Annotated in this window: 19 protein-coding genes, 2 pseudogenes and 1 riboswitch; of the genes and pseudogenes, 12 read left to right on the forward strand and 9 right to left on the reverse strand. The window is 48.6% G+C overall.

Annotated features, from left to right (window positions below):
- A partial coding sequence (locus JO375_RS05305; RefSeq protein WP_229523469.1) for a hypothetical protein occupies positions 1–197 on the reverse strand: 197 nt, incomplete at its 3' end.
- Between the two features lie 496 nt (positions 198–693).
- On the opposite strand from JO375_RS05305, the gene JO375_RS05310 reads away from it, so the two are divergent.
- The 4 genes and pseudogenes from JO375_RS05310 to JO375_RS05325 all read left to right on the forward strand — a co-directional run bounded on the left by JO375_RS05310 (position 694) and on the right by JO375_RS05325 (position 5,984).
- The gene (locus tag JO375_RS05310) at positions 694–2,025 is read left to right on the forward strand and encodes an extracellular solute-binding protein (protein ID WP_229523470.1); all 1,332 of its coding nucleotides are present in this window, start codon (positions 694–696) and stop codon (positions 2,023–2,025) included.
- Between the two features lie 375 nt (positions 2,026–2,400).
- A pseudogene (locus JO375_RS05315) lies at positions 2,401–2,993 on the forward strand (carbohydrate ABC transporter permease).
- Between the two features lie 29 nt (positions 2,994–3,022).
- The gene (locus JO375_RS05320) at positions 3,023–4,819 is read left to right on the forward strand and encodes a sensor histidine kinase (protein ID WP_229523471.1); all 1,797 of its coding nucleotides are present in this window, start codon (positions 3,023–3,025) and stop codon (positions 4,817–4,819) included.
- A complete protein-coding gene (locus JO375_RS05325) occupies positions 4,800–5,984 on the forward strand; it encodes a response regulator (protein WP_229523472.1) in 1,185 nt (394 codons plus the stop codon). The genes JO375_RS05320 and JO375_RS05325 overlap by 20 nt, the downstream gene beginning before the upstream one ends.
- Positions 5,985–6,050: 66 nt before the next feature.
- On the opposite strand, the gene JO375_RS05330 is transcribed toward JO375_RS05325, so the two are convergent.
- Positions 6,051–6,248: a type 2 periplasmic-binding domain-containing protein gene (locus JO375_RS05330; protein ID WP_229523473.1), complete on the reverse strand. Its 198-nt coding sequence runs from the start codon at positions 6,246–6,248 to the stop codon at positions 6,051–6,053.
- A 57-nt stretch (positions 6,249–6,305) separates the two neighbouring features.
- On the opposite strand from JO375_RS05330, the pseudogene JO375_RS05335 reads away from it, so the two are divergent.
- From JO375_RS05335 to JO375_RS05360, 6 genes and pseudogenes are all read left to right on the forward strand, one after another.
- Positions 6,306–6,788 (forward strand): annotated as a pseudogene (locus JO375_RS05335) (UbiX family flavin prenyltransferase); the annotation flags it as partial.
- A gap of 28 nt (positions 6,789–6,816) precedes the next feature.
- Positions 6,817–8,235: a non-oxidative hydroxyarylic acid decarboxylases subunit C gene (locus JO375_RS05340; RefSeq protein ID WP_229523474.1), complete on the forward strand. Its 1,419-nt coding sequence runs from the start codon at positions 6,817–6,819 to the stop codon at positions 8,233–8,235.
- Positions 8,236–8,270: 35 nt separating this feature from the next.
- Positions 8,271–8,507, forward strand: a complete 237-nt coding sequence (locus tag JO375_RS05345; RefSeq protein ID WP_229523475.1) for a non-oxidative hydroxyarylic acid decarboxylases subunit D — start codon at positions 8,271–8,273, stop codon at positions 8,505–8,507.
- 57 nt (positions 8,508–8,564) lie between these two features.
- Positions 8,565–9,026: a pyridoxamine 5'-phosphate oxidase family protein gene (locus JO375_RS05350; RefSeq protein WP_229523476.1), complete on the forward strand. Its 462-nt coding sequence runs from the start codon at positions 8,565–8,567 to the stop codon at positions 9,024–9,026.
- 21 nt (positions 9,027–9,047) lie between these two features.
- Entirely contained in the window at positions 9,048–9,266 is a 219-nt protein-coding gene (locus JO375_RS05355; protein WP_229523477.1) for a hypothetical protein, read from the forward strand.
- A gap of 277 nt (positions 9,267–9,543) precedes the next feature.
- The gene (locus JO375_RS05360) at positions 9,544–11,880 is read left to right on the forward strand and encodes an Ig-like domain-containing protein (protein WP_229523478.1); all 2,337 of its coding nucleotides are present in this window, start codon (positions 9,544–9,546) and stop codon (positions 11,878–11,880) included.
- Between the two features lie 124 nt (positions 11,881–12,004).
- On the opposite strand, the gene sdaAA is transcribed toward JO375_RS05360, so the two are convergent.
- Both sdaAA and sdaAB read right to left on the reverse strand, forming a co-directional pair.
- Complete coding sequence (sdaAA, locus tag JO375_RS05365) at positions 12,005–12,898, reverse strand: L-serine ammonia-lyase, iron-sulfur-dependent, subunit alpha (protein ID WP_229523479.1); 894 nt, start codon at positions 12,896–12,898, stop codon at positions 12,005–12,007.
- Positions 12,888–13,577, reverse strand: coding sequence for an L-serine ammonia-lyase, iron-sulfur-dependent subunit beta (sdaAB, locus tag JO375_RS05370; RefSeq protein ID WP_229523480.1), 690 nt, complete (start codon positions 13,575–13,577; stop codon positions 12,888–12,890). Before sdaAB ends, sdaAA begins: the two co-directional genes overlap by 11 nt.
- Before the next feature lie 210 nt (positions 13,578–13,787).
- A riboswitch (glycine riboswitch) is annotated at positions 13,788–13,906 on the reverse strand.
- A gap of 209 nt (positions 13,907–14,115) precedes the next feature.
- Here sdaAB and JO375_RS05375 point away from each other — a divergent pair.
- Positions 14,116–15,765, forward strand: coding sequence for a DUF6359 domain-containing protein (locus JO375_RS05375; RefSeq protein WP_229523481.1), 1,650 nt, complete (start codon positions 14,116–14,118; stop codon positions 15,763–15,765).
- 315 nt (positions 15,766–16,080) lie between these two features.
- Here JO375_RS05375 and JO375_RS05380 read toward each other — a convergent pair whose 3' ends face one another.
- The 4 genes from JO375_RS05380 to JO375_RS05395 all read right to left on the reverse strand — a co-directional run bounded on the left by JO375_RS05380 (position 16,081) and on the right by JO375_RS05395 (position 19,160).
- Entirely contained in the window at positions 16,081–16,731 is a 651-nt protein-coding gene (locus JO375_RS05380) for an amino acid ABC transporter permease (protein WP_229523482.1), read from the reverse strand.
- Positions 16,732–16,745: 14 nt separating this feature from the next.
- Entirely contained in the window at positions 16,746–17,405 is a 660-nt protein-coding gene (locus JO375_RS05385; RefSeq protein ID WP_229523483.1) for an amino acid ABC transporter permease, read from the reverse strand.
- Positions 17,406–17,528: 123 nt separating this feature from the next.
- Entirely contained in the window at positions 17,529–18,359 is an 831-nt protein-coding gene (locus tag JO375_RS05390; protein ID WP_229523484.1) for a transporter substrate-binding domain-containing protein, read from the reverse strand.
- A 42-nt stretch (positions 18,360–18,401) separates the two neighbouring features.
- Positions 18,402–19,160, reverse strand: coding sequence for an amino acid ABC transporter ATP-binding protein (locus tag JO375_RS05395; RefSeq protein WP_322098698.1), 759 nt, complete (start codon positions 19,158–19,160; stop codon positions 18,402–18,404).
- Positions 19,161–19,363: 203 nt separating this feature from the next.
- On the opposite strand from JO375_RS05395, the gene JO375_RS05400 reads away from it, so the two are divergent.
- Positions 19,364–19,831: a cupin domain-containing protein gene (locus JO375_RS05400; RefSeq protein ID WP_229523485.1), complete on the forward strand. Its 468-nt coding sequence runs from the start codon at positions 19,364–19,366 to the stop codon at positions 19,829–19,831.
- A gap of 114 nt (positions 19,832–19,945) precedes the next feature.
- On the opposite strand, the gene JO375_RS05405 is transcribed toward JO375_RS05400, so the two are convergent.
- Complete coding sequence (locus tag JO375_RS05405; RefSeq protein ID WP_229523486.1) at positions 19,946–20,611, reverse strand: class D sortase; 666 nt, start codon at positions 20,609–20,611, stop codon at positions 19,946–19,948.
- Between the last annotated feature and the right edge of the window lie 93 nt (positions 20,612–20,704).

Below are 20,704 nucleotides of genomic sequence, written 5' to 3' on the forward strand. Positions count from 1 at the left end.
ACCGTTAAGCCCTCCAGCGCCGATGGTACTTGGACCGCAGGGTCCTGGGAGAGTAGGACGTTGCCAAGCACAACAAAAAGAGCACACCCATAAGGGTTGTGCTCTTTTTCCTTTACCCGACCTATTGATTTTCCATATACAAAGTTTATCGGGGGTTTCAGGCTAATTGCTTTTTGGGAACCTGATTTCCTTAGCATAGGGGCTTGCCAGCCTTAATGAACAGCGGTATAGTAATATTTGGAAGGATCCTAATCTATCTCAACCTGTTCTGTTTGGGGAACAGTTAAGGCTTGGAGTTTTCGTGTGATTTCCTTTTGCCACTTGGCATCTCCGACTTGTACAGCAAGATTAAGAAGATCCAAATAATCGTATGCAGGGGGTTTTACTAAAAGCTTCTTTCACTGCGGTCCTGCCTCCTTTGAAGTCTATATGTCATTATTATTAAATAATTATAATTATTACCAAATGATATTATTATTCATATTATGCCTACATTCTAGATAAATTGTAAGTTTTGATATGAATGAATTTTGGAGCAGCGCAAATGAGTAGCTTAAAAAACAAACCTTTCTCCTTAAGTTCACGCATTGTTCGTGACTTTTATATGGAACATAATGAAAAAACAAGCGGGGATTGAGTATCCACCAGTAGAATGCAGATTGCGTATGCTTCAACAAGAGGAGGAAAAAGGGCATGGGCAAAGCAAAAATGAAAGCGTTTGCCGTTGTGATGACAAGCGCTCTGACATTGACGCTGGCAGCTTGTAATAACGGACATGGCGCTAGTCCGGGGAATTCCAAGAAGCAGGGAGGAGACGCCGCAACGAAAGATGTGACGATTACCTTTCAGAACATTAATCCTGACCCGAGCACCCCTTCTTACAAAATGATCAAGGAAATTGTACGTCAATATGAGCGAGACCATCCTCATATCAAAATCGAATTGGATTCACTAAATACAGATCAGCAAAAATTAAAGCTGAAAACACAAGCAGCAGCGAAGGAAGTACCGGACATTACGATTGTGAACCCGGCCGCACAGATGAAGCCTTTCGTGGATGCCGGACTGCTGGCTCCACTAAACGATGTAGCTGATAAAGACGGCCTAAAAAATACATTTCAGGAAGGCCTGCTAGATTACTATAGCTTTGATGATAAGCTCTATGCATTTCCAGACGGTAACAATATAGAAGTGGTGTTTTATAATAAAGAACTGTTCGCAAAGGCGGGAATTCAAAAACTGCCGAGTACCTTTGATGAATTGATTACGACGGTCAAGGCGCTGAAGGTGAAGGGAATTACCCCGATTGCGATTGGAGAAAAGGATTCATGGACTGGTTCACTGCTTTTCATGAATATCCTGCTCCGTACGAATGAAGGCCCAAATTTCCTCAAGGATGTGCTGGACGGCAAAAAGACGTTTAACGATCCGGCTTTTGTGGAAGCGGTAGATGCCTTTCAGGAGCTAATTCAGGCAGGAGCTTTTCCGGATGAAGCTTCATCTATTGACTATAACGCAGGCGGTAATATTTTTAAAACCGGAAAAGCGGCCATGTATATTATGGGTACGTGGGAAACAGGGTCTATTGATTCATCCTCGGTAGCAGGCAAAGTGGGAGTATTCCCGTTCCCTACAGTGAATAGCAAAGGTGATGTCAATGAGTACGTGATTGCCCCAGGCAGTGGATTTGCAGTTTCTGCGAATAGTGAGCATTTGCAGGAGACGAAGGACTTTTTGCATTATTTTATTACAGAGATGCCCAAAGTTCAGTTTGATTTGAAAAATACGATTGGCAGTGGTCAGAAAGTGGAAGGCGATTTGAAGGAAGCCGGTTACTCCGAACTGGCGATTAATCTCAATGAGCTATTTCAAAAAGTAAAGGGGGGCGACCTCGCTTTTGATAATACGATGAATCCGGCCATTGCGCAGGCACATCTAAGCAGCATCCAAAACCTGTTCGTGCAAAAGGAAGACGCGGCACAAGTTGCCAAGGAACATCAGAGCGCTTTTGAGGCTAACCAATAAGCAGCAAACAACATGGGAGAGAGAGGAAAAGTTTCTCCACCTGATTTTACTCAATCGATATGCACGGAAAGCCTATACACTCGGTATAATATATTTCTTGCCGGTCATTCTATCGGTTGTCTGCAATTGTCCGATTTGATTTGGGTGATGGCGGACGGAGGTTCCAGTCTATCTCGACGGATACGGTACCCGCGTACATATACAAAATATTCCCTTTTTTGTCGATATAATATGGAGATGGCATTGGTAGTGTATCGACAACATTTTTCGTTACCATTTGCTCCCATTTTGCAGTTGTGATATTGTTTTTCGAATAATTTGAAAATAAGTTAAAATAAAGGAGTTAGAGCTGTTGAACGCTATAAAAAAGCAGGGCTGCTTTCCCTGCCAGCCGTATTAGTGATCACACAGTTGTATCCACTCCTTTGGCTACTGACCTATTCGTTGATTACGATGCCATTTGTCATTCTGCTAAGCTCGATGGCTGCTTATGGGATTACGCGCTTTTCACTGATGATGATGTTTAAAAAGTCCCTTATCTAAATACGTGCTTCTCGCTGATCTTACCCTATATGCTTTTCAGACACCGATTGCGGTCTTCATCCTATCTGGCTTTATGCAGTTCATCCCCCACGAAATTGAAGAATCCCGCTTATATTGACGGAGCGAGTATTTATCGTATTTTTCCGCAGTATAATTCTACCGATCTCGATTCCACTCATCATGATGGTATAGATATTAACTTTTATTAATATCTGAAATGAATACATTATGGCTGTCGCCTTTATCTCATCTTAGAAGCTCAAAACTCTCCCGTTTGGCGTCTATACGTTTGTCGTCAGTATGCTGTGAATTACGTCAATGTTGGTGCTTTTCTGGCCATGGGGGCCTTACCGGTCATTATTATTTATTTTGTCCTGTCCAGAAAGATTACCAAGGGCATGCTAGCAGGAGTAGTTAAAGGATAGCGGCCGAGGCGAGAGGAGCGCACAGAGGTATGCTGCGCCGTTTTCAATCCATTCAATACCGTTTGTTTGTACTGTTTCTATTGAGCATGTCTGGTATTGTCCTGGCGATCAGTCTGCTGTTTTACAACCGTACTGCCGCGCAGTTCCATGATAAGGTCAGCGAGCTGGCACAAAAAAATGTTTCCCAGACAGCAGGGCTGTTCGAATTGCTGCTTGGCAGCTACAACAGCCTGTCCAAATCGATGAGCAACAACATGGATTTAGTTCGTCTGCTAACGACGAGTACGAGTGACTTACCTGCTGTGAACTACATCAATGAACGTACGATTACGAATATATTAGGGGCCATCTATTATTCACGAGAGGACCTGATCGGCATTCATGTCATTACAGACACAGGCAAGGTATACAACTATGGCAATTATATGAATGTCATTGATACCCATTACGATCATACGGAATGGTATAAAGAGATTCGAAAGTCGGCAGGCAAAATTGCATGGTTGGGCGTGTATCCCCACTCGATTATTGATCAGGTGGAAACCAGACCGGTGTTTGCGTTCAGACGGCAGCTCTATGATCTGGATGAACACAAGCCGATCGGTATTGTCCTAATTGAAGCCGAACCACGTTCTGTGCTGTCTGCTCTTCATAACTTGCGATTAGGCAGCAATAGCCAGGTATATCTGTTGGGGAGTGAAAACCGGATTGTATCGGCTACTTCCTCTGACCCGCCACCCGATTTGCAAAATCTGAAACAGCAGGTACCGGAGGATGACGTCATTGTAAATCGGAACAAAGAAAATGTAATAATCGCTTCCAAATTGCCGTTTGCGGATTGGTCAGTCATTAGTGTGACACCCAGTAAGGATCTGAACGTGGAACTGGTGCAAAACCAAAGATACTTGCTGGTTGTGGCGCCTGTACTCATTATTGTGTCCGCATTAATCGCATCTATCATCTCCAGAGGGATTTCATTTCCGCTCAAGCGGGTCATCCGGGAAATGAATCGGGTAGAGACAGGGAATTTTCGTCACACAGTAACCATTAAGTCATATGAAGAAATCAACCAGTTGGCTACCTCTTTCAACCATATGGTAGGACGGATTGCAGAACTGATTGAGTTGGTCCGCATCTCATCAGTCAGTGAAAAAAATGCGGAGCTGCATGCGCTGCAGACGCAGGTTAATCCGCATTTTCTATACAATACGCTGGATATGATTTATTGGATGCTGGATGAAAAGGGACAGGATCAGCTTGGAGAGGTAGTACTCTCTTTATCCCATATGTTCCGTTACAGCAGCCATTGGGAAGAGGGGGCTGATGCAAGCCTTCGTGAGGAGGTGGAGCAGATTGGTCATTACCTTACAATTATCCAAGCCCGGCTGGAGGGCAGGGTATCTGTAGACATCAGCATTGATGAGCAGTGGATGGATATTCGTCTACCGAAAATGATCTTGCAGCCATTGATTGAAAATGCAGTAAAGCATGGACTGGAGCCGCTGCATGCGAATACAGGCGGCAAGCTGCTCGTTCGTGCGGAGGAACATGACGGTGTATTAAGCCTGCACATTATCGATAACGGTGTAGGGATAGAGTACCAACAATGGGAGGTGGTCCAGGCAGCTTTGGCAAGTCCCGGCAAGCAGACGGGCATCGGGCAGGCGCGAGGCATCGGCCTGCAAAACCTAAATTTACGATTGCGGCACATGTTCGGAGAGAAGTTCGGCCTACGGATCTCCAGTACACCTGGGGCCGGAACGACAGCTACTGTAAGTGTGCCTCTGCCACAGAAGGAGGAAAATTATGAATATTCTAATAGCTGACGATGAAAGTATGATTCGGCAGGGAATTCACCGTACTATTGGACAAGCTCTGCCAACCTACGGCATTCATCTCGCTGCTTCCACCGAAGAAGCAGCAGGCATTCTAGCGGAGCATCCGGTGGATATTGTGTTGACTGATATTCTCATGCCCGGTATGGATGGTTTGGAATTTATGCGTATTTCCAAGCGGAAGCATCCTCATCTACAGTGGGTCGTCATCTCGGCCCATTCCGAATTCCAATACGCGCAAAGAGCAGTGAAGCTGGGAGCCAAAGACTACCTGTTAAAGCCAATCGGCAAAAAGAAGCTGCTGGAATGCATTGAAATGCTGGCTGCCGAAGCGCTTGTCGCCTCACAGCAGGCTAACGAGGGCAGGCTTCTCAAATCCAATATGGTCTATTTGCGTGAGGCTGTTTTCCAGCGCTTTGCACTTGGACTGGACACGGGAAAACTGGATATACAGCCTTTTATCGAAAATTATCCGGAGTTTCACCTCTTTATGGTTCGCATGGAGCCTGATCATAAGCAGACGCATCTGGAGCATTTTATGATTGAAAATGTCCTGTCCGAGCTTATTGAGGCGGGTGGCAGCGGTTTTGTCGTCAGCCTCGACCGTCACAGTCTGCTGGGCATTGCACGTCTGCGGGATGAAGCAGAGGCCGCACGGCTGGAGAAGCTGCTCAAATCTCATCTAAAACGGTACGTGAAAGTGCCTCTGCAAATTACGCGTTCAGGCGTTCATCACAATTTTGCCTATATACCTGAAGAGGTGGCGCGGTTAAGACGGACGCCAGAGGAGATTGCAGCGGCAGTGACCGATACCGGAGAATGCCTTCGTAAAGGTATGCATACGGTAGACGTTGCATTGCAGTATATTCAGACTCATTTTACAGAGGAGCTGTCGCTCGAGAAGGTCGCTTCGGTCGTCTTTTTAAACCCGGTCTATTTCAGTCAGTTGTTCAAGCAGAAAACGGGACAAGGTTATAAGGATTATGTCATTTGTTTGCGTATGGAGGAGGCGAAGCGGCTGCTCAGTGATCCTCATCTGCGGCTGGCTGAAATTTCGGAGCGGATTGGTTATCAGGATATGCGGCATTTTACACAAGTATTCCGGCGTAAATGTGGAATGACTCCGACTGAGTATCGACATCAGGGAGTCAAGTAGGGCGGGATATACAATCTGAACATGAGGTGACTGTGTAATATAGGCTGCCTTGTGAGTGAAGTTTTTCTACTCTGGGGCAGTCTTTTTTGTGTCTCCAGTTTGCAGGTATTCAACTAATTTGCGAGCTGCATTGGACAAATAACGATCCTTGCGCCATACGACGGCTGGCTGGGTTAAGGAGAAGGGCTCCTTAATAGATAGTGTACAGAATCTGTCGCCATACTCTTGTCCCAATCCAGCGTCTGGAATGATAGTAATCCCCATGCCCTATTTTAATATACACATCCAGGTAATCCTGATGAAATAGGCCAATATTTTTAGAACATTCCCTATGAGACAGGCTACACGGTAAAGGAAGTGGAGGTAAAGGAAGTGGAGGTAATGGCAGATGTGGTTTACTCGTACAAGGAACAGGCTGCGCCCATTTCCAGCGGCTCCTTTCGGGTAGACGGTATGATTGTTGCTCCTTGCAGTATGAAGACGCTCGCCTCCATTCGCATTGGAATGGCGGACAACCTGCTCACTCGATCAGCGGATGTGATGTTGAAGGAATGCAGGAAGCTGCTGCTTATGACAAGGGAAACACCATTAAGCAGTATCCATCTGGAGAATATGCTGGAGCTATCACGCATGGGCGTGACGATCCTGCCGCCGATGCCTGCTTTTTATAACTATCCTGCAACGATTGGAGAAATGGTGGATCATATTGTATTCCGCGCATTGGATCAGTTCGACATCGTTACAACCGTAGCCAAACGTTGGGATGGAATGAAGCAGACTGAATCCGCACTGCACCAAAATTGAAAAATAGGAAGACAAAGGAGAATGAACGATGGCCTATAAAGATTTGCGTGATTTTTTGCATACTCTGGAGAAAGAGGGACAATTGCTCAAGATTAGCGATGAGGTAAAGCCGGAGCCGGATATTGCAGCAGCAAACAGAGCATTAAATAACCTTGGAGATAAGACGCCAGCCCTATTCTTCAACAATATTTATGGCTATACGGATGCTCGTATTGCAATGAATGTGATGGGTTCCTGGCCCAATCATGCTCTTATGATGGGAATGCCAAAGAACACTCCGCTCAAAGAGCAGTTTTTTGAATTTGCCAGACGCTATGAACAATTCCCGGTGCCTGTGAAGCGGGAAGAAACAGCTCCTTTTCATGAAGTGGAGATTACAGAAGATATTAATTTGTTTGATATTTTACCGCTGTTTCGTTTGAACCAGGGAGACGGGGGATTTTATCTGGATAAAGCTATTCTGATCTCGCGCGATCTGGATGATCCGGTTACGTATGGCAAGCAAAATGTCGGTTTATACCGAATGCAGGTGAAAGGTAAAAACCGCTTGGGCATTCAGCCTGTACCGCAGCATGATATAGCGATCCATATCCGTCAAGCTGAGGAACGCGGAGAAAATTTGAAGGTGGCGATTGCCCTGGGATGTGAGCCTGTTATTACGACGGCTGCTTCTACACCGCTGTTGTACGATCAATCCGAATATGAGATGGCAGGTGCCATTCAGGGTGAGCCTTACCGTGTAGTTAAAGCCAAGGATGCGGACCTAGATCTGCCTTGGGGGGCTGAGGTCATTCTGGAAGGTGAAGTGTTAGCGGGCGTGCGGGAATATGAAGGTCCATTCGGTGAATTCACAGGTCACTATTCTGGTGGCCGCGCAATGCCGGTCATTCAGATTAATCGTGTATATCACCGTAAGCAGCCCATCTTTGAGCATTTGTACATCGGAATGCCTTGGACGGAAACGGACTATATGATTGGCGTGAATACAAGTGTACCATTGTTCCAACAGCTCAAGGATGCATATCCTAATGAAATCGTAGCCGTTAATGCCATGTATACACATGGGTTGGTCGCTATTATTTCTACGAAAACCCGGTATGGAGGTTTTGCGAAGGCTGTCGGGATGCGTGCTTTAACGACTCCGCATGGATTGGGGTATTGCAAGCTGGTCATTGTGGTGGATGGGGATGTCGATCCGTTCAATCTGCCGCAGGTCATGTGGGCTTTATCCACCAAGCTGCATCCGAAGCATGATACTGTGATCGTCCCAGGCTTGTCTGTTTTACCACTTGACCCCGGCTCCGATCCGGCAGGCATGACACACAAAATGATACTGGATGCGACGACACCAGTAGCACCGGATACCCGAGGTCATTATTCACAGCCGCTTGATTCTCCGCTGGGTGTAGCAGATTGGGAGAAAAAGCTGAGCCAAATGCTTCGTTGAATATATTCAAAAAAATATTAAAGGAGTGCTGACAGATGCATATTTGTCCCCGTTGTGATTCCAATCGTTCAGAAGTTGTTTCCCATTCGCCGGTTGCAGGTGCCTGGGAGGTTTTGTTGTGTCCTGTATGTATGTTCACATGGCGAACCTCGGAACCAGATAGCATTACCGATCCGGCAAAGTATAAATCAGCGTTCAAGGTCGATCCCCGGGATATTCCGAATGCGATCCACGTACCCCTGATTGCAGAACGGAAGCAGGTTCGTTCGTAACCGGATAAATTGTGGTATTTTGAGTATATGGGCCGAATGTAAAGGGGGTTATACTTTATGCAGACACCAAGGATTGGCAAGGAGCTATTTATGCTGCTGGACGGCAAGACACTGGAGAACAAGCAGCATGAAGCGATGATGCTGCTGACGGTCACAGAGGATCAGTGGCCGCACATTGCAATGATTAGCGTAGGTGAGATTGTTGCGCTGGACGAGGGGAATTTGCGGCTGGCATTATGGCCAGGAACGACCACGACGGGCAATATGATCCGTACCGGGAAGGCAACGCTTGCGGTGTTCATCGGTGGAAAAGCGCATTATGTACGGTTGTCACTGGAGCATCTGCCGATGTTGCCCGGAGCCAAGCATGTGCGCGAGCGATTTGCGGCACGGGTGTTTGCAGCCCGAGAGGATTCGGCCCAATATGCTGATATTGTGGCAGGAGTTACGATCCGACTTAAGGAGTCGGAAGCGGTGCTGAATCGCTGGAAAGAAACGGTGACAGAACTGTTAATGTAGAACAGGAGGGGGAAATATGATTTGCGCACAGAAATTGAAGCGCTTTCTGAAGTTCCGCTCGCATTTAATGCGGACAAATCATCTGAATCAGCCCAATTATCCGATTTTACGAATTCATATCATACGGATTATGGTTATGGGATGGGCGTTCGCACGTTAATGGATCAAGTGGCCGGGCATGCAAACAGCTCTATTGGAGAGTTCGGCTGGTCGGGAGCAGAGGCACTTGGGTCTCTATAGATTCAAGCGAGCAGTTCTCGGTCGTATATATGCATCAGCTTGATCCCAATATGGAAGAATACCATCATTTGGGGGTTAGTGCATCATATTACAGCTGTTTGTAAAAGAGAAGTTGCATTTAACGGCTTCACTTTTGTCCGTACTGATTTTAGTTAATAAGGACCAAATTCTCTTTAAAGCCTAAACTATTCTTTTCCAAATGTCGACATAAAACGTATGCATAAGGATTTTGCGGAATCCTTTATATTAAGTTTTACAAATGGGAGGGAATTTGATTTTGAAGAATAGGTGGTCCGGTTTTCTGGCGTTGGTCATCCTAATCGCAAGTTTTACATCATATGCAGGATTCGCTTCCGCTGCTGAAGCGGTGCTTTCCAGGATTGTCCTTTCCTCTAACGAGGTAACTTTGCAGCAGGGAGATACGTCTGCGTTGACGGCTACGGCTATTTATAACGATGGGACGACTTCAAATGTAACTGTAAGCACGGATTGGAAAAGTGATAATACAGCTATTGCTACGGTATATAACGGTACAGTTTCAGCTAAGGGTGAAGGGGAAGCGACGGTGGTTGCGACCTATAAAGATAAGATACAATCGGTTCAGGTACATGTAACAAAAAAGGTTAAGGCACTGACATCGGGCGTTCAAAGCCTGAGCCTGCGTTCGAAGGGTACCGGGCAGATTAATCTGACAGCGACTTACAGTGATAATACAACAGCTCAGGTTTCGGGTGATGCTACCTGGACGTCTGATAACCAGAAGGTAGCAACCGTAGTTAATGGACTGGTTACCGCTCAGGGAGCAGGCACAGCCAATATTAAGGCTGTATACGGCCAACAAACGGTCACGATTACCGTACAGGTGGAGCAGGTCAAACGTCTGGATGCCAGTCCGTCAGAGGTTTCCCTTTTGTTGAAGGATACAGAAAAGGTTAAGTTGACAGCGACGTTCCCAGATGGAACGGTTCAGGACGTTACAGAGTCTGCCGAGTGGAGTTCGAGCAATACAGCTGTGGCGGATGTACTGAAAGGAGCCATTACCGGCTACAGCACAGGAAAAGCGACGATTACAGGCAAATATGGCACCATGTCTGCTACTATTTCGGTGGATGTTGACCAGACAAATAAGCTGAAAGCCAGCGAATCCGAAATTTTCCTCCGTTTGGATGAATCCAAGAAAATTCAGGTTTCTGCTGTTTACCCGGACGGGACGGTAACAGATATCACAGATAAAGCTACCTGGACCACAAGCGACGAGAAAATCGCGACGGTGAATAAAGGAACAATTATGGCCATTGGAGCCGGTTCAGCTACAGTGACTGCCAAATATGGTGATAAGACTGTTTCCATCAAGACAGACGTTGAAACTTCCAGATATCTGTATTTGAGTGAGAACAAGCTGAGTCTGAATGCCAAGGAATCCAAGCAGCTCAAGCTGACCGCTACGTACGTAACAGGTGCAGAAGAGGATATTACAAGTAAAGCAGACTGGAAGTCCAGTAATGAGGATATTGCCTTTGTCAGCAAGGGTGAAGTAACAGGCTATAAAACGGGTGAGGCCACGATCACGGCTTCTTATGGCGGTAAAACGGTCTCGGCGACAGTATCCGTGAATGTGCCTGGTGATCTGGCTTTGTCCTCCAAAACAGCAACAATTGATGTTAATGAGGATTATAAGGCAACGTTGACCGCTACTTATGCCGATGGGCGTAAGGAAGATGTAACACAAGATGCAGAATGGACTTCAAGTGCGGAGGGTATTGCTTCCGTATCCAAAGGGACGATTACAGGCAAATCAGCCGGTAAGGCAGTTATTACAGCAACCTACAATGGCAAAAAACTGGCGATCAACGTACAAGTAGGCCTCGTAGACCGGTTGGAAACCGACACACGTGTCATTGCGCTCGGTGCCCAGGAAACGAAGCAGCTGAAGGTAACAGGCGTCAAGAGTGGCGATACAAAAACGGATGTAACCAAGGATGCCACCTGGACTACCGGCAATGTGAAGGTGGTCGAGGTTAGCGAGGGCTTGATCAAAGCAAATGGCAGCGGTAAGGCAACCGTTACGGCTTCATATGGCAAGCAAACCATTACGTTTACAGTGGAAGTGGATGTAGCGCAAAAAATTGAGGCAGATACGGTCGCGTTATCACTCAAATCCGGTGATCAAAAAACGATTGCAGTTGTTGTTAAATCCAGCGATGGCAAAGAAAAAGACGTGACGTCCCAAGCTGAATGGAAAACGTCCAATTACAAAGTAGCTACGGTTAAAAAAGGCCAAGTTACGGCAGTCAGCTTCGGTAAAGCTAACATTCAGGCGAAGTTCGGCGGAAAGGTGATCAGCGTCCCTGTGGATGTAGATACACTTAAATATTTGCAAACGGACGAAGTCGTACTGAATTTGAAGGTCGGACAGCTGGCGAAAGTGACGGCTACAGCTACGTACAAGGATGAGTCGGAAAAGGATGTCTCCAAACCGGCTGTATGGTCCTCGTCCAGAATTATTGTTGCCACCGTCAAAGACGGCAACATTAAGGCCCAGGGCAAGGGGAAAGCCGTGATCACGGTCAAATATGCAGACAAATTGACGAAGGTACAGGTGACCGTTCAGTAAAAGGTCCATGTTCCGTAACATAGCAAAGAGCAAGCATGCGTCCAAGGACGACAGGCTTGCTCTTTTTTATTAGGGCAGCCGCCTGAATGGATGTGCGGGGCGGCTCAGCCCACGGTATGAATACTTATTGCTCTTTAGTCGGTGCGTTGCGTGTGAGCGATTCGGTCAAACGCTTGCCGGTCGGCGTCTGGGCTAAACCGCCTTTGGCGGTCTCGCGGTGCTTCGATGGCATGGCGCTCCCAACTTCAAGCATCACGTCAATGACTTCGTCAGACGGGATGGTGCTGCGCACGCCTGCCAAGGCCATGTCCGCCGCGGCAAGCGCGGTGACAGCCCCCAGTCCGTTGCGCACGATGCACGGAATCTCCACGAGTCCGGCGACAGGGTCGCAAATCAGGCCGAGCGTGTTCTTAAGTGCGAGGCCCACGGCGTGAACGGCCTGTTCGGGCGTGCCGCCGCGCAGCTCGACCATAGCACCGGCGGCCATCCCGATGGCTGAGCCAATCTCAGCCTGACAGCCGCCCTCTGCGCCGGAAATGAAGGAGTTGTTGGCGATCACGTAGCCAATGGCTCCGGCGGCGAACAGGCCGTGCACCATATGCTTGTCATCCCAGCCAAATCGTTCCTGGGCGCTGATGAACACGCCCGGGATGACTCCACATGAGCCTGCGGTGGGAGTGGCCACGATGCGACCCATAGATGCATTAACCTCCGACACGGAGAGGGCATAGGCCATGGCGAGCGCCGAGGCTTCACCAGAGCAGGTTTCGCCTGCCCGCAAATATTCGGCCAGGCGTTTGCCGTCACCTCCCGTCAATCCGCTGCGGGATACGGTGTCTTGTGTCTGACCGCGATGAACAGCCTCCTTCATCACGTCATAATACTCAGCCATTTGGCGAAAGATTTCTTCCTCAGGGGTGTTCGTCTCTTGGGCCTGTTCTTGAATCATCAGGCGGCTGATCGTAGTGGATTCGGCAGTACATAAAGCACTGATTTCACGTAGATGGCTAAATCGCATCTGATTCAACTCCTTTTTTCAAATGAATCATTTTAATCTCGTACATATGAGGTAAGGACCGCAGATTTGTGATCAGTTCAGCCGTAGCAGGACTGTCCATTTCGATGGCGGTAAGTGCTTCACCGTCCCGGCCTTTACGATCAACGTGCATATAGGCAATATTAATGTCAGCCGCGCCGAGCGCTGAAGTTACCGCACCCAATGTACCGGGCTTATCCGAGTGGAGAAGCACCAGCGTAGGCAGCTCTCCGGTCAGATTGACCCGAAATTCGTTGAGCTGCTGGACGTGGATGCTTCCGCCTCCGATAGAGGAACCCAGCAGGGTGCGGTGATCCTCACCCTTCCACAGCTCGAAACGGACTGTGTTGGGATGAGGAGCGGGGAGGCGGCTAAAGGCGAACTCCACGCACATCCCGGCTTGCTCTGCCCACTGCTCGGCCTCCGGAATGCGGGAGTCGTCCGTATCGTAATTGAGCAGTCCTGCGATCAGCGCCAGATCTGTGCCGTGGCCTTTGTACGTATCGGCAAAAGAGCCGTACAGTGTCATGCGGGCACGGTCAGGCTGTGCGCCGAGCCAGTTCCGGGCAACGCGTGCGAGCCGCACCGCGCCTGCAGTATGTGAGCTGGATGGTCCGGTCATGGCCGGACCGATAATGGAAAATACATCTTTAAAACGCATGTGTGGCCCCCTGTATGTTCTAGCACCATAATATGTGGTATTGCCGCGTCTTTGCGCGGATATGACGTTTCCTAATGGTGACGCACGATGTAAGCACAAAAAAGGACAGGATAAGGAAATTCCCCTTATCTCTGTCCTCGTTACCTGAGAGTTTTGTGCGGTGTCGCTACCGCCTTACCCCTTGGGTGGCTTGCGCTCTCTCCAGAGTTGCGTCAGATGACGATACATGGACCTGAGAGATTATCCGTCAGCCGGGTGCTGGCGTCTTGCTCCTTCGGTGCCTCCGGGACTGTGTGTGCTCCCTGGACGGACTCTCCCGTCATCTTCATTCGCGTATACTATTCTACATTCTTAGAGTAATCTATGCTGTGCCTGCTGTCAATTACAGGGTTCGATTTTTTACATACACCAGTGCGTTTCCCCTCGAAAAAAATAAATTTTACATAATTATGGATGAAATCAGGAAGGAATTAGAAGATTGATAGCTAATCTGATAGAGGACAATACCATTTATAGATAATAGGAGGGATATTAACGTATGGCAAAAGGTTTGCACTTCACAGGTTCACGCTTGAAAAGAATGCTGCATCTGGCAGCGATGATATCATTGCTGATCGGAATTTTTGTTCCATTCGGTCTGGCCAAGGCCGAGGGAGTATTGACGGTGGCGGAGGCACTCCAGCGTCAAAGCAGTGGTGGTAAAGTGACCGTAGAGGGTTATATCGTCGGACATGCGACCGGATCGAGAACGGCCAACTTTTCCAGCCCGTTTGCGAATGATTTTAACGTATTAATTGCTGATCAGGCCAATCAGCGCAATACGTCTGATCTATTGAATGTACAGCTTACATCAGCGTACAGAGGGCAATTCGGGCTTTCAGGCCACCCCGAGCTGATCGGCAGCAAAATCCGTGTGACGGGTACGCTTGGCACCTACAACAATTTTGGCGGACTGAAAAGCCCAAGCACTGTGGAGCTGGTGAGTGGAAGCGATTCGGGGGAGCCTGGTAATCCAGGCAATCCAGGCAATCCAGGCAATCCAGGCAATCCGAGTGATCCGGGTAATCCGGACCCTGGCAGCCCGGGTCAACCCGGTACTACATTGCCGGATGGAAAAGGCAAAAAGGTGCTGTTTGATAATACACATGCACAGACGGCTGGAGCCGCGGACTGGGTCATTGATGGCGCCTTCTCCGATTTTGCGGGCGGGCTGCGTAATGCAGGCTTTACGGTGGACCAGCTGAACCGCAGCATTCCTTTTACCTATGGAGAGCAGGCTATAACTTATGACAAGCTGCGCCAGTACGATGTGTTCATCATCGGTGAAGCGAATGTTCCTTTCAAGGCATCCGAGCAGGCTGCTTTGCTGCAATATGTGAAGAACGGAGGTGGTGTCTTCTTTATCTCCGACCACTATAATGCAGACCGTAACAAAAACCGCTGGGATTCTTCCGAGGTCATGAACGGATACCGTCGCGGCGCCTATACCAATCCGGCCAAAGGCATGAATGCGGAAGAAGCGGCATCGCCGGCCATGCAGGGATTAACCAGCTCCGACTGGCTGGCGGCGAACTTTGGCGTTCGTTTCCGTTATAACGCGCTTGGTGACGTGAACGCTACGGATCTTGTAGCCGCAGATCAATCCTTTGGCATTACGAAGGGTGTGCGCTCGATAGCCATGCATGCCGGATCGACACTGGCTGTTATCGACCCGACCAAGTCCAAAGGGATTGCTTATATCCCTGCAGGCACAAAAAAATGGGGGAACGCGGTAGACCAGGGTGTCTATAACGGCGGAGGCCGTGCCGAAGGACCTTTTGCCGCGATCTCCAAGGTAGGACAGGGCAAAGCGGCATTCATCGGGGATTCTTCACCTGTCGAAGACGCCACGCCCAAATATGTGCGTGAGGAAAATGGACAGTCAAAGAAGACATACGATGGCTTCAAGGAAGTGGACGATGCGACCTTCCTGGTGCAAACCGTCCAATGGCTTGCATGGAAGCAGGACTACACGAAGCTGTCCGATGCGGCAGGTCTAACCCTTGACCAGCCGACGAAGCTTCTGCCGTTCGAGGAGCCTGCGGATTCAACGGAACCGCAGCCTGAACCTTGGTCCGCTCCGGCGGCAGGATACAAATGGTACGATTCAAAAACGTACAAGCCCGGCTCCTATGGAGCGGCTTCATAATCAGCGAAGAGCACGCGAGGCTCTGGCTAGTTCTAGCCAACCGCTTGATCCCATGGGGATTAAGCGGTTTTTACTAGACGAGTTGAGGCATTTACCTTGGACAATGCAGCTGGAATGTCATCCCGGCAGGAAGTGGATTGAGAAGTGTTTCCGTCAGCGCGGGTGTCCTTTTGCCACTGTCCTGGATACGAATTCCCTTGCGGCAGGGCTGAATCGTTGGCACTTTTGCGCTGTACCTATTTTGCGGGGAATGCCTTAGGGTCAGTTGGAGCTGATTTATCAGTCTGACCGTCATTTTGGAGAAGCCGTTAAGCTTTAATGCGTCCGAACCTCCAGCCTGCGTGCAATCAGCGACATACTGTAATTGACAGCAAAGTACAGGAAGGCAGCGAACAGCAGAGCCGGAATAACGAAGGATTGATTTTGACCGCCGACAATCTGAACGTTATGCGTCAGCTCCGGTAAACTGATAATGACAGCCAGAGAGGTATCCTTAAATAAGGAGATGAACTGGCTGACAATAGGTGGAACCATGCGGCGAAGCGCTTGGGGCAGGGCAATATGCCATAAGGTGCTGGTATAGCTCAGCCCGGAGGAGCGTGCGGCTTCCACCTGTCCTGTATGAACCGAATTGAGGCCGCTGCGGACAATTTCGGCGATCATGGCCCCCTCGAAGATCGACAGCCCCGTAATGGCGGCCCACTTGAGAGAAACGGAAAAACCGATGGATGGCAGTACCATGCCGATAAAGAAGATTATGAGCAATAATGGAAGATTGCGAATAAGATCAATGGTCAAGGCTGCAGCCTGTGAAATGACAGGTAAGCGGGTATAGCGCAGTATACCGAATACAGTACCGAGTGCGAAGCTGAACACGATAGAGTAAACGGCCACCTCCAGCGTTACCATGAAGCCATCCAGAATAAAGTGCACATTAGGCCATGCAAACAATCCACTGAAATCCATACAGGCTTCCCTCCTTAGGATGTTGGGGATAGACGACGCTCCAAATACAGTACAAGAAAGCTGAGCGGAACCGTCATTGTAAGATACAATAGCGCCGTGATCGCATAGACTGTGATGGGCAGGAAGGTATCCGAGTTAATCAGGTCCGAGTAATACATTAGATCCAATCCAGCCACAATGGCCAATACGGAAGAGTTTTTGACCAGATTGATGAATTGGTTGCCAATCGCAGGCAGTACAACTTTGATGGCTTGCGGTAAAATAATGCTGATCATCGTCTGGTTGTAGCTCAGTCCGGAGGACCTTGCCGCTTCAAATTGCCCCTTGGGAACAGATTGAATGCCAGCACGTATGGCTTCTGCAATAAAGGAGGCTGTGTATACGGTCAACCCCAGCGTTCCGGATACAAATCCGTCCAATGGGATGCCCAAGGAGGGAAGGCCAAGATAAAAAAACAGCACCACGATGAGCAGAGGAATATTCCGAATGACTTCTACATAGATGGTGCCAATCCAGTTGAGCCATTTGATAGGCGCGATTCGCAGGATAGCGATGACAGCCCCCAAAATAAAGCTGCCAATCAAGGCAATGACGCTGGCCTGAACGGTATGAAGCAAGCCTTCTCTAAACCGGTCGCCGTGATCGAACAGCACGTTGATATCAAAACTAAGCATCTGTGCATGTACCTCCTTATCCAAGGCTATGGGGTATCCGCGGGTGAATGGATTTTTGCTGGTGTGATGTCCATCAGAAAGTAAACGAAGGAGCACGCAACCTGTGGCTCCTTCACAAGAGTATTATTCGGGTTTAACCCCAAGCCATTGCTCGTGGAGCTTATCGTATTCACCGCTGCTTTTTAGTTCCTTGAGCGTATCATTAATAGCTCGGAGCAGTTCGGGCTGTCCCTTCTTCACTGCAATGCCGTAAGGTTCCTCTGTGAAGTTCCCGCCTACAAGCGTATAATTCGGGTCTTGCTGCTGCATACCGAGCAGAATGGAGTTATCGGTAGTCAGCGCTTCCCCCTTGCCAGCTTTGAGAGCGTTGAAAGCATCCTGATAGTTTTCGAACTCCAATATCGTTGCTTTAGGTGCTTTTTCGCGGATATTTTTTGCAGAGGTAGAGCCTTTAACGGCGAGTACCTTGGTATCCGGGGTCAGAGACTCCAGTCCGGTGATGGGGCTTCCTTTCTTCACGAGCAGAGATTGCCCGGCATTAAAATAAACGTCGCTGAAATCGACCTGCTTTTTACGTTCATCGGAAATGGTCATGGTTGCGATAATGGCGTCGATATCCCCGTTTTGCAGCATGGTGATGCGTGTTTTGGACGTGACTTCCTTTAATTCGAGTTTGGATGCATCACCAAAAATATGTTTGGCTACAGCCTTGGCGATGTCGATATCAAAGCCTTCTACTTTCCCGGCGGCCGGGTCTTTCAGACCGAATAGCTTGGTATCGTATTTCACACCAACGACCAGCTTGCCACGCTGCTTGATTGCTTCCAGCCCGTTGGCTGCTGCCGGCTCAGTCCCTGACGTGGCCGCTTCTTGTTTGCCTCCACAGCCCGCCAAGACGAGCAGACAGGATAATGCTACCAGCACCAAAGCACTCCATTGATATCTTTTTCTCATCAGAACCATCCCCTTTCGATTTACGCTACATTGGTAGTCTGTTTAATGATGAATCAGACGGCTCAGGAACAGGCGAGCCCGTTCTTCACCCGGATTCCGGAAAAATTCGGCAGGTCGGCTGTCTTCCAAAATCTGTCCTTTGTCCATAAAAATGACGCGATCCGCCACTTCGCGGGCAAAGCCCATTTCATGCGTAACAATGACCATCGTGATGCCCTGATGGGCGAGCGAGCGCATGACATCCAGTACCTCTCCGATGGTTTCGGGATCGAGAGCCGAGGTAGGCTCGTCAAACAGCATGATTTTCGGATTCATTGCGAGCCCGCGGGCGATCGCGACCCGCTGCTGCTGTCCACCGGACAATTGAGCGGGATAGCTCTGTGCCTTTTCCTCAATTCCGACGCGTTTCAGATAGGTGAGGGCTGTTTGGGTAGCTTCTTCCCTGGAGATACCCAGCACCTTCATGGGAGCAAGTACAATGTTCTCAATCACCCTTTTGTGGGGATACAGATTGAAATGCTGGAACACCATCCCGATATTGCGACGGAAGGCATTAATTTCAATCTTTTTGTCATGTACAGGTATTTCGTTGACGATCAGCTCCCCATCCGATATCGTCTCCAGACGATTAATGCAGCGAAGCAGGGTGCTTTTACCTGAGCCGGATGGGCCGATGATTACGACGACCTCGCCCTCCTTAATCTGAAGGTTGATGTCTTTGAGTACATGGAAGTGACCATAATGTTTGTTTACATTGCGAAACTGGATCAGAGAGCTCACCCCTTTTAGACTTGAATACATGCTTCGTAGATGGACTATCAGTTTACTTTTCTGCTAGTTAACTGCTATTTATATGTTATAATCGAATAAATATTCTCAATTTTATGTTATTAAATTTGACATAAAATGATAGTTTCCGGCATGTGAGGGCAGAAACGTGACAAAAGCAACGTTATGTTTTACAGTAGGGAGGAAGGAATTTAGGGTAAAGGAAGGTTAGTACAATGACGAAAGCTATTTCACCGCTTGTAACGGCATTGGGCATGGAGCCCCATCCAGAAGGCGGTTGGTACAAAGAGATGTGGAAGGCCCATTTTCAAATTCCAAAACCAGTACTGCCGGATATATACTCCGGTCCGCGGTTTGCAGCTTCGTCGACTTATTTCTTGCTGCATCCGGGCGAGTTCTCTGAGTGGCATGTTGTGCATTCGGATGAGCTGTGGCTTTATCATAGCGGGAGTCCTGTGGAGTTGAAGCTGGGTGGGAGCGGAGATGAGCCCGGCGAAGAAACTGTCATTATTGTCGGTGCCGATGTGGAGGCTGGACAGCACCCGCAAGCGCTGGTACCAGGAACGGTATGGCAAACGGCGCGTCCGCTTGGAGACGAACCTGTGCTGGTCACCTGTGTGGTTGCACCGGGATTCCACTTTGATGACTTCAAGCTGATTGCCAAAAATAAAACTGAATCTTGATGTACATATTGGGCGGGTGTATTGCTGTATCTCAACAGGAATCACCCGCCCGATTTATTTTTATTTGCAGGCGCAGGGATTTATGAACTTGGGTACTCATGAAGTTGGTTAAGCTCAGGTGCTTAGCTTGGCCTGAACAATGAGACGATGAGTGGGGTTTACGAGAGGATCGCATGTAATCAGAGTGAGCAGCTTTTGCTGGTTGTTGCTCTTCAGAACAGATACGTCCGTAGGGTCGACTACCCGAATACTGTAGACTCGATACACATATTGCTCCCCTTGAGCTTTAACTGCAATCTCATCCCCAAGCTTCATTTCGTTGAGCCGATTGAACAAGCGGCCGGGAGTACGGGCCCGGTGGGCAGCAATCGCAGCATTCCCCACCTGTCCCAGCGCTGCCGTTTCCGCCATATGTGCAGCCGCATGCCTCATATTTTTGCGGGTTGCGCCTTCCAGCACAGGCAGCTTCAGGTTAATCCGGCTTATGCTAATGGTTGCTATCGGAGTTTGTTCGTTGGCGTTAGCAACGGGTGCGGAAGCTGGGGAAATGCTTGATCGTGCTTCGCTAATCGGGGCTTCCGTTAGCCCGGTAGACAAGCGAGTAAAGCTATCCGCAAGATGGGGATTCCATACCATCTCGTTTGTTCCTGATGGCTGCTCTGCTGCTTTTAACAGCTCGCGCTGTTCACGATCCTCGTTCCATTCCATGGCTTTAGGGAACAAGAACAAGATTAATCCCAATAGGATCAGTACATAGGAAAGCTTATGCAGCCTCAGCAAGCTCAACACCTCCCAAGTCATATAGCGGATGAACCTATGATGAAAAAACACCCAATTTCCAGGCTCATTCTACCGGAGATAGAAAATGAGCCG

Source organism: Paenibacillus farraposensis (genome assembly GCF_020736845.1).
Lineage (GTDB): Bacteria > Bacillota > Bacilli > Paenibacillales > Paenibacillaceae > Paenibacillus > Paenibacillus farraposensis.

What these genes read in the sequence shown, in the direction of transcription:
- JO375_RS05390 (WP_229523484.1), bottom strand. Translation starts at nt 18,359, where the DNA reads ATGAGAAAAAGATATCAATGGAGTGCTTTGGTGCTGGTAGCATTATCC.
- JO375_RS05330 (WP_229523473.1), bottom strand. Translation starts at nt 6,248, where the DNA reads ATGGGGATTACTATCATTCCAGACGCTGGATTGGGACAAGAGTATGGC.
- JO375_RS05325 (WP_229523472.1), top strand. Translation starts at nt 4,800, where the DNA reads ATGAATATTCTAATAGCTGACGATGAAAGTATGATTCGGCAGGGAATT.
- sdaAA (WP_229523479.1), bottom strand. Translation starts at nt 12,898, where the DNA reads ATGCGATTTAGCCATCTACGTGAAATCAGTGCTTTATGTACTGCCGAA.
- JO375_RS05385 (WP_229523483.1), bottom strand. Translation starts at nt 17,405, where the DNA reads ATGCTTAGTTTTGATATCAACGTGCTGTTCGATCACGGCGACCGGTTT.
- JO375_RS05380 (WP_229523482.1), bottom strand. Translation starts at nt 16,731, where the DNA reads ATGGATTTCAGTGGATTGTTTGCATGGCCTAATGTGCACTTTATTCTG.
- JO375_RS05310 (WP_229523470.1), top strand. Translation starts at nt 694, where the DNA reads ATGGGCAAAGCAAAAATGAAAGCGTTTGCCGTTGTGATGACAAGCGCT.
- JO375_RS05395 (WP_322098698.1), bottom strand. Translation starts at nt 19,160, where the DNA reads ATGTATTCAAGTCTAAAAGGGGTGAGCTCTCTGATCCAGTTTCGCAAT.
- JO375_RS05350 (WP_229523476.1), top strand. Translation starts at nt 8,565, where the DNA reads ATGCAGACACCAAGGATTGGCAAGGAGCTATTTATGCTGCTGGACGGC.
- JO375_RS05340 (WP_229523474.1), top strand. Translation starts at nt 6,817, where the DNA reads ATGGCCTATAAAGATTTGCGTGATTTTTTGCATACTCTGGAGAAAGAG.
- JO375_RS05375 (WP_229523481.1), top strand. Translation starts at nt 14,116, where the DNA reads ATGGCAAAAGGTTTGCACTTCACAGGTTCACGCTTGAAAAGAATGCTG.
- JO375_RS05320 (WP_229523471.1), top strand. Translation starts at nt 3,023, where the DNA reads ATGCTGCGCCGTTTTCAATCCATTCAATACCGTTTGTTTGTACTGTTT.
- JO375_RS05345 (WP_229523475.1), top strand. Translation starts at nt 8,271, where the DNA reads ATGCATATTTGTCCCCGTTGTGATTCCAATCGTTCAGAAGTTGTTTCC.
- JO375_RS05400 (WP_229523485.1), top strand. Translation starts at nt 19,364, where the DNA reads ATGACGAAAGCTATTTCACCGCTTGTAACGGCATTGGGCATGGAGCCC.
- sdaAB (WP_229523480.1), bottom strand. Translation starts at nt 13,577, where the DNA reads ATGCGTTTTAAAGATGTATTTTCCATTATCGGTCCGGCCATGACCGGA.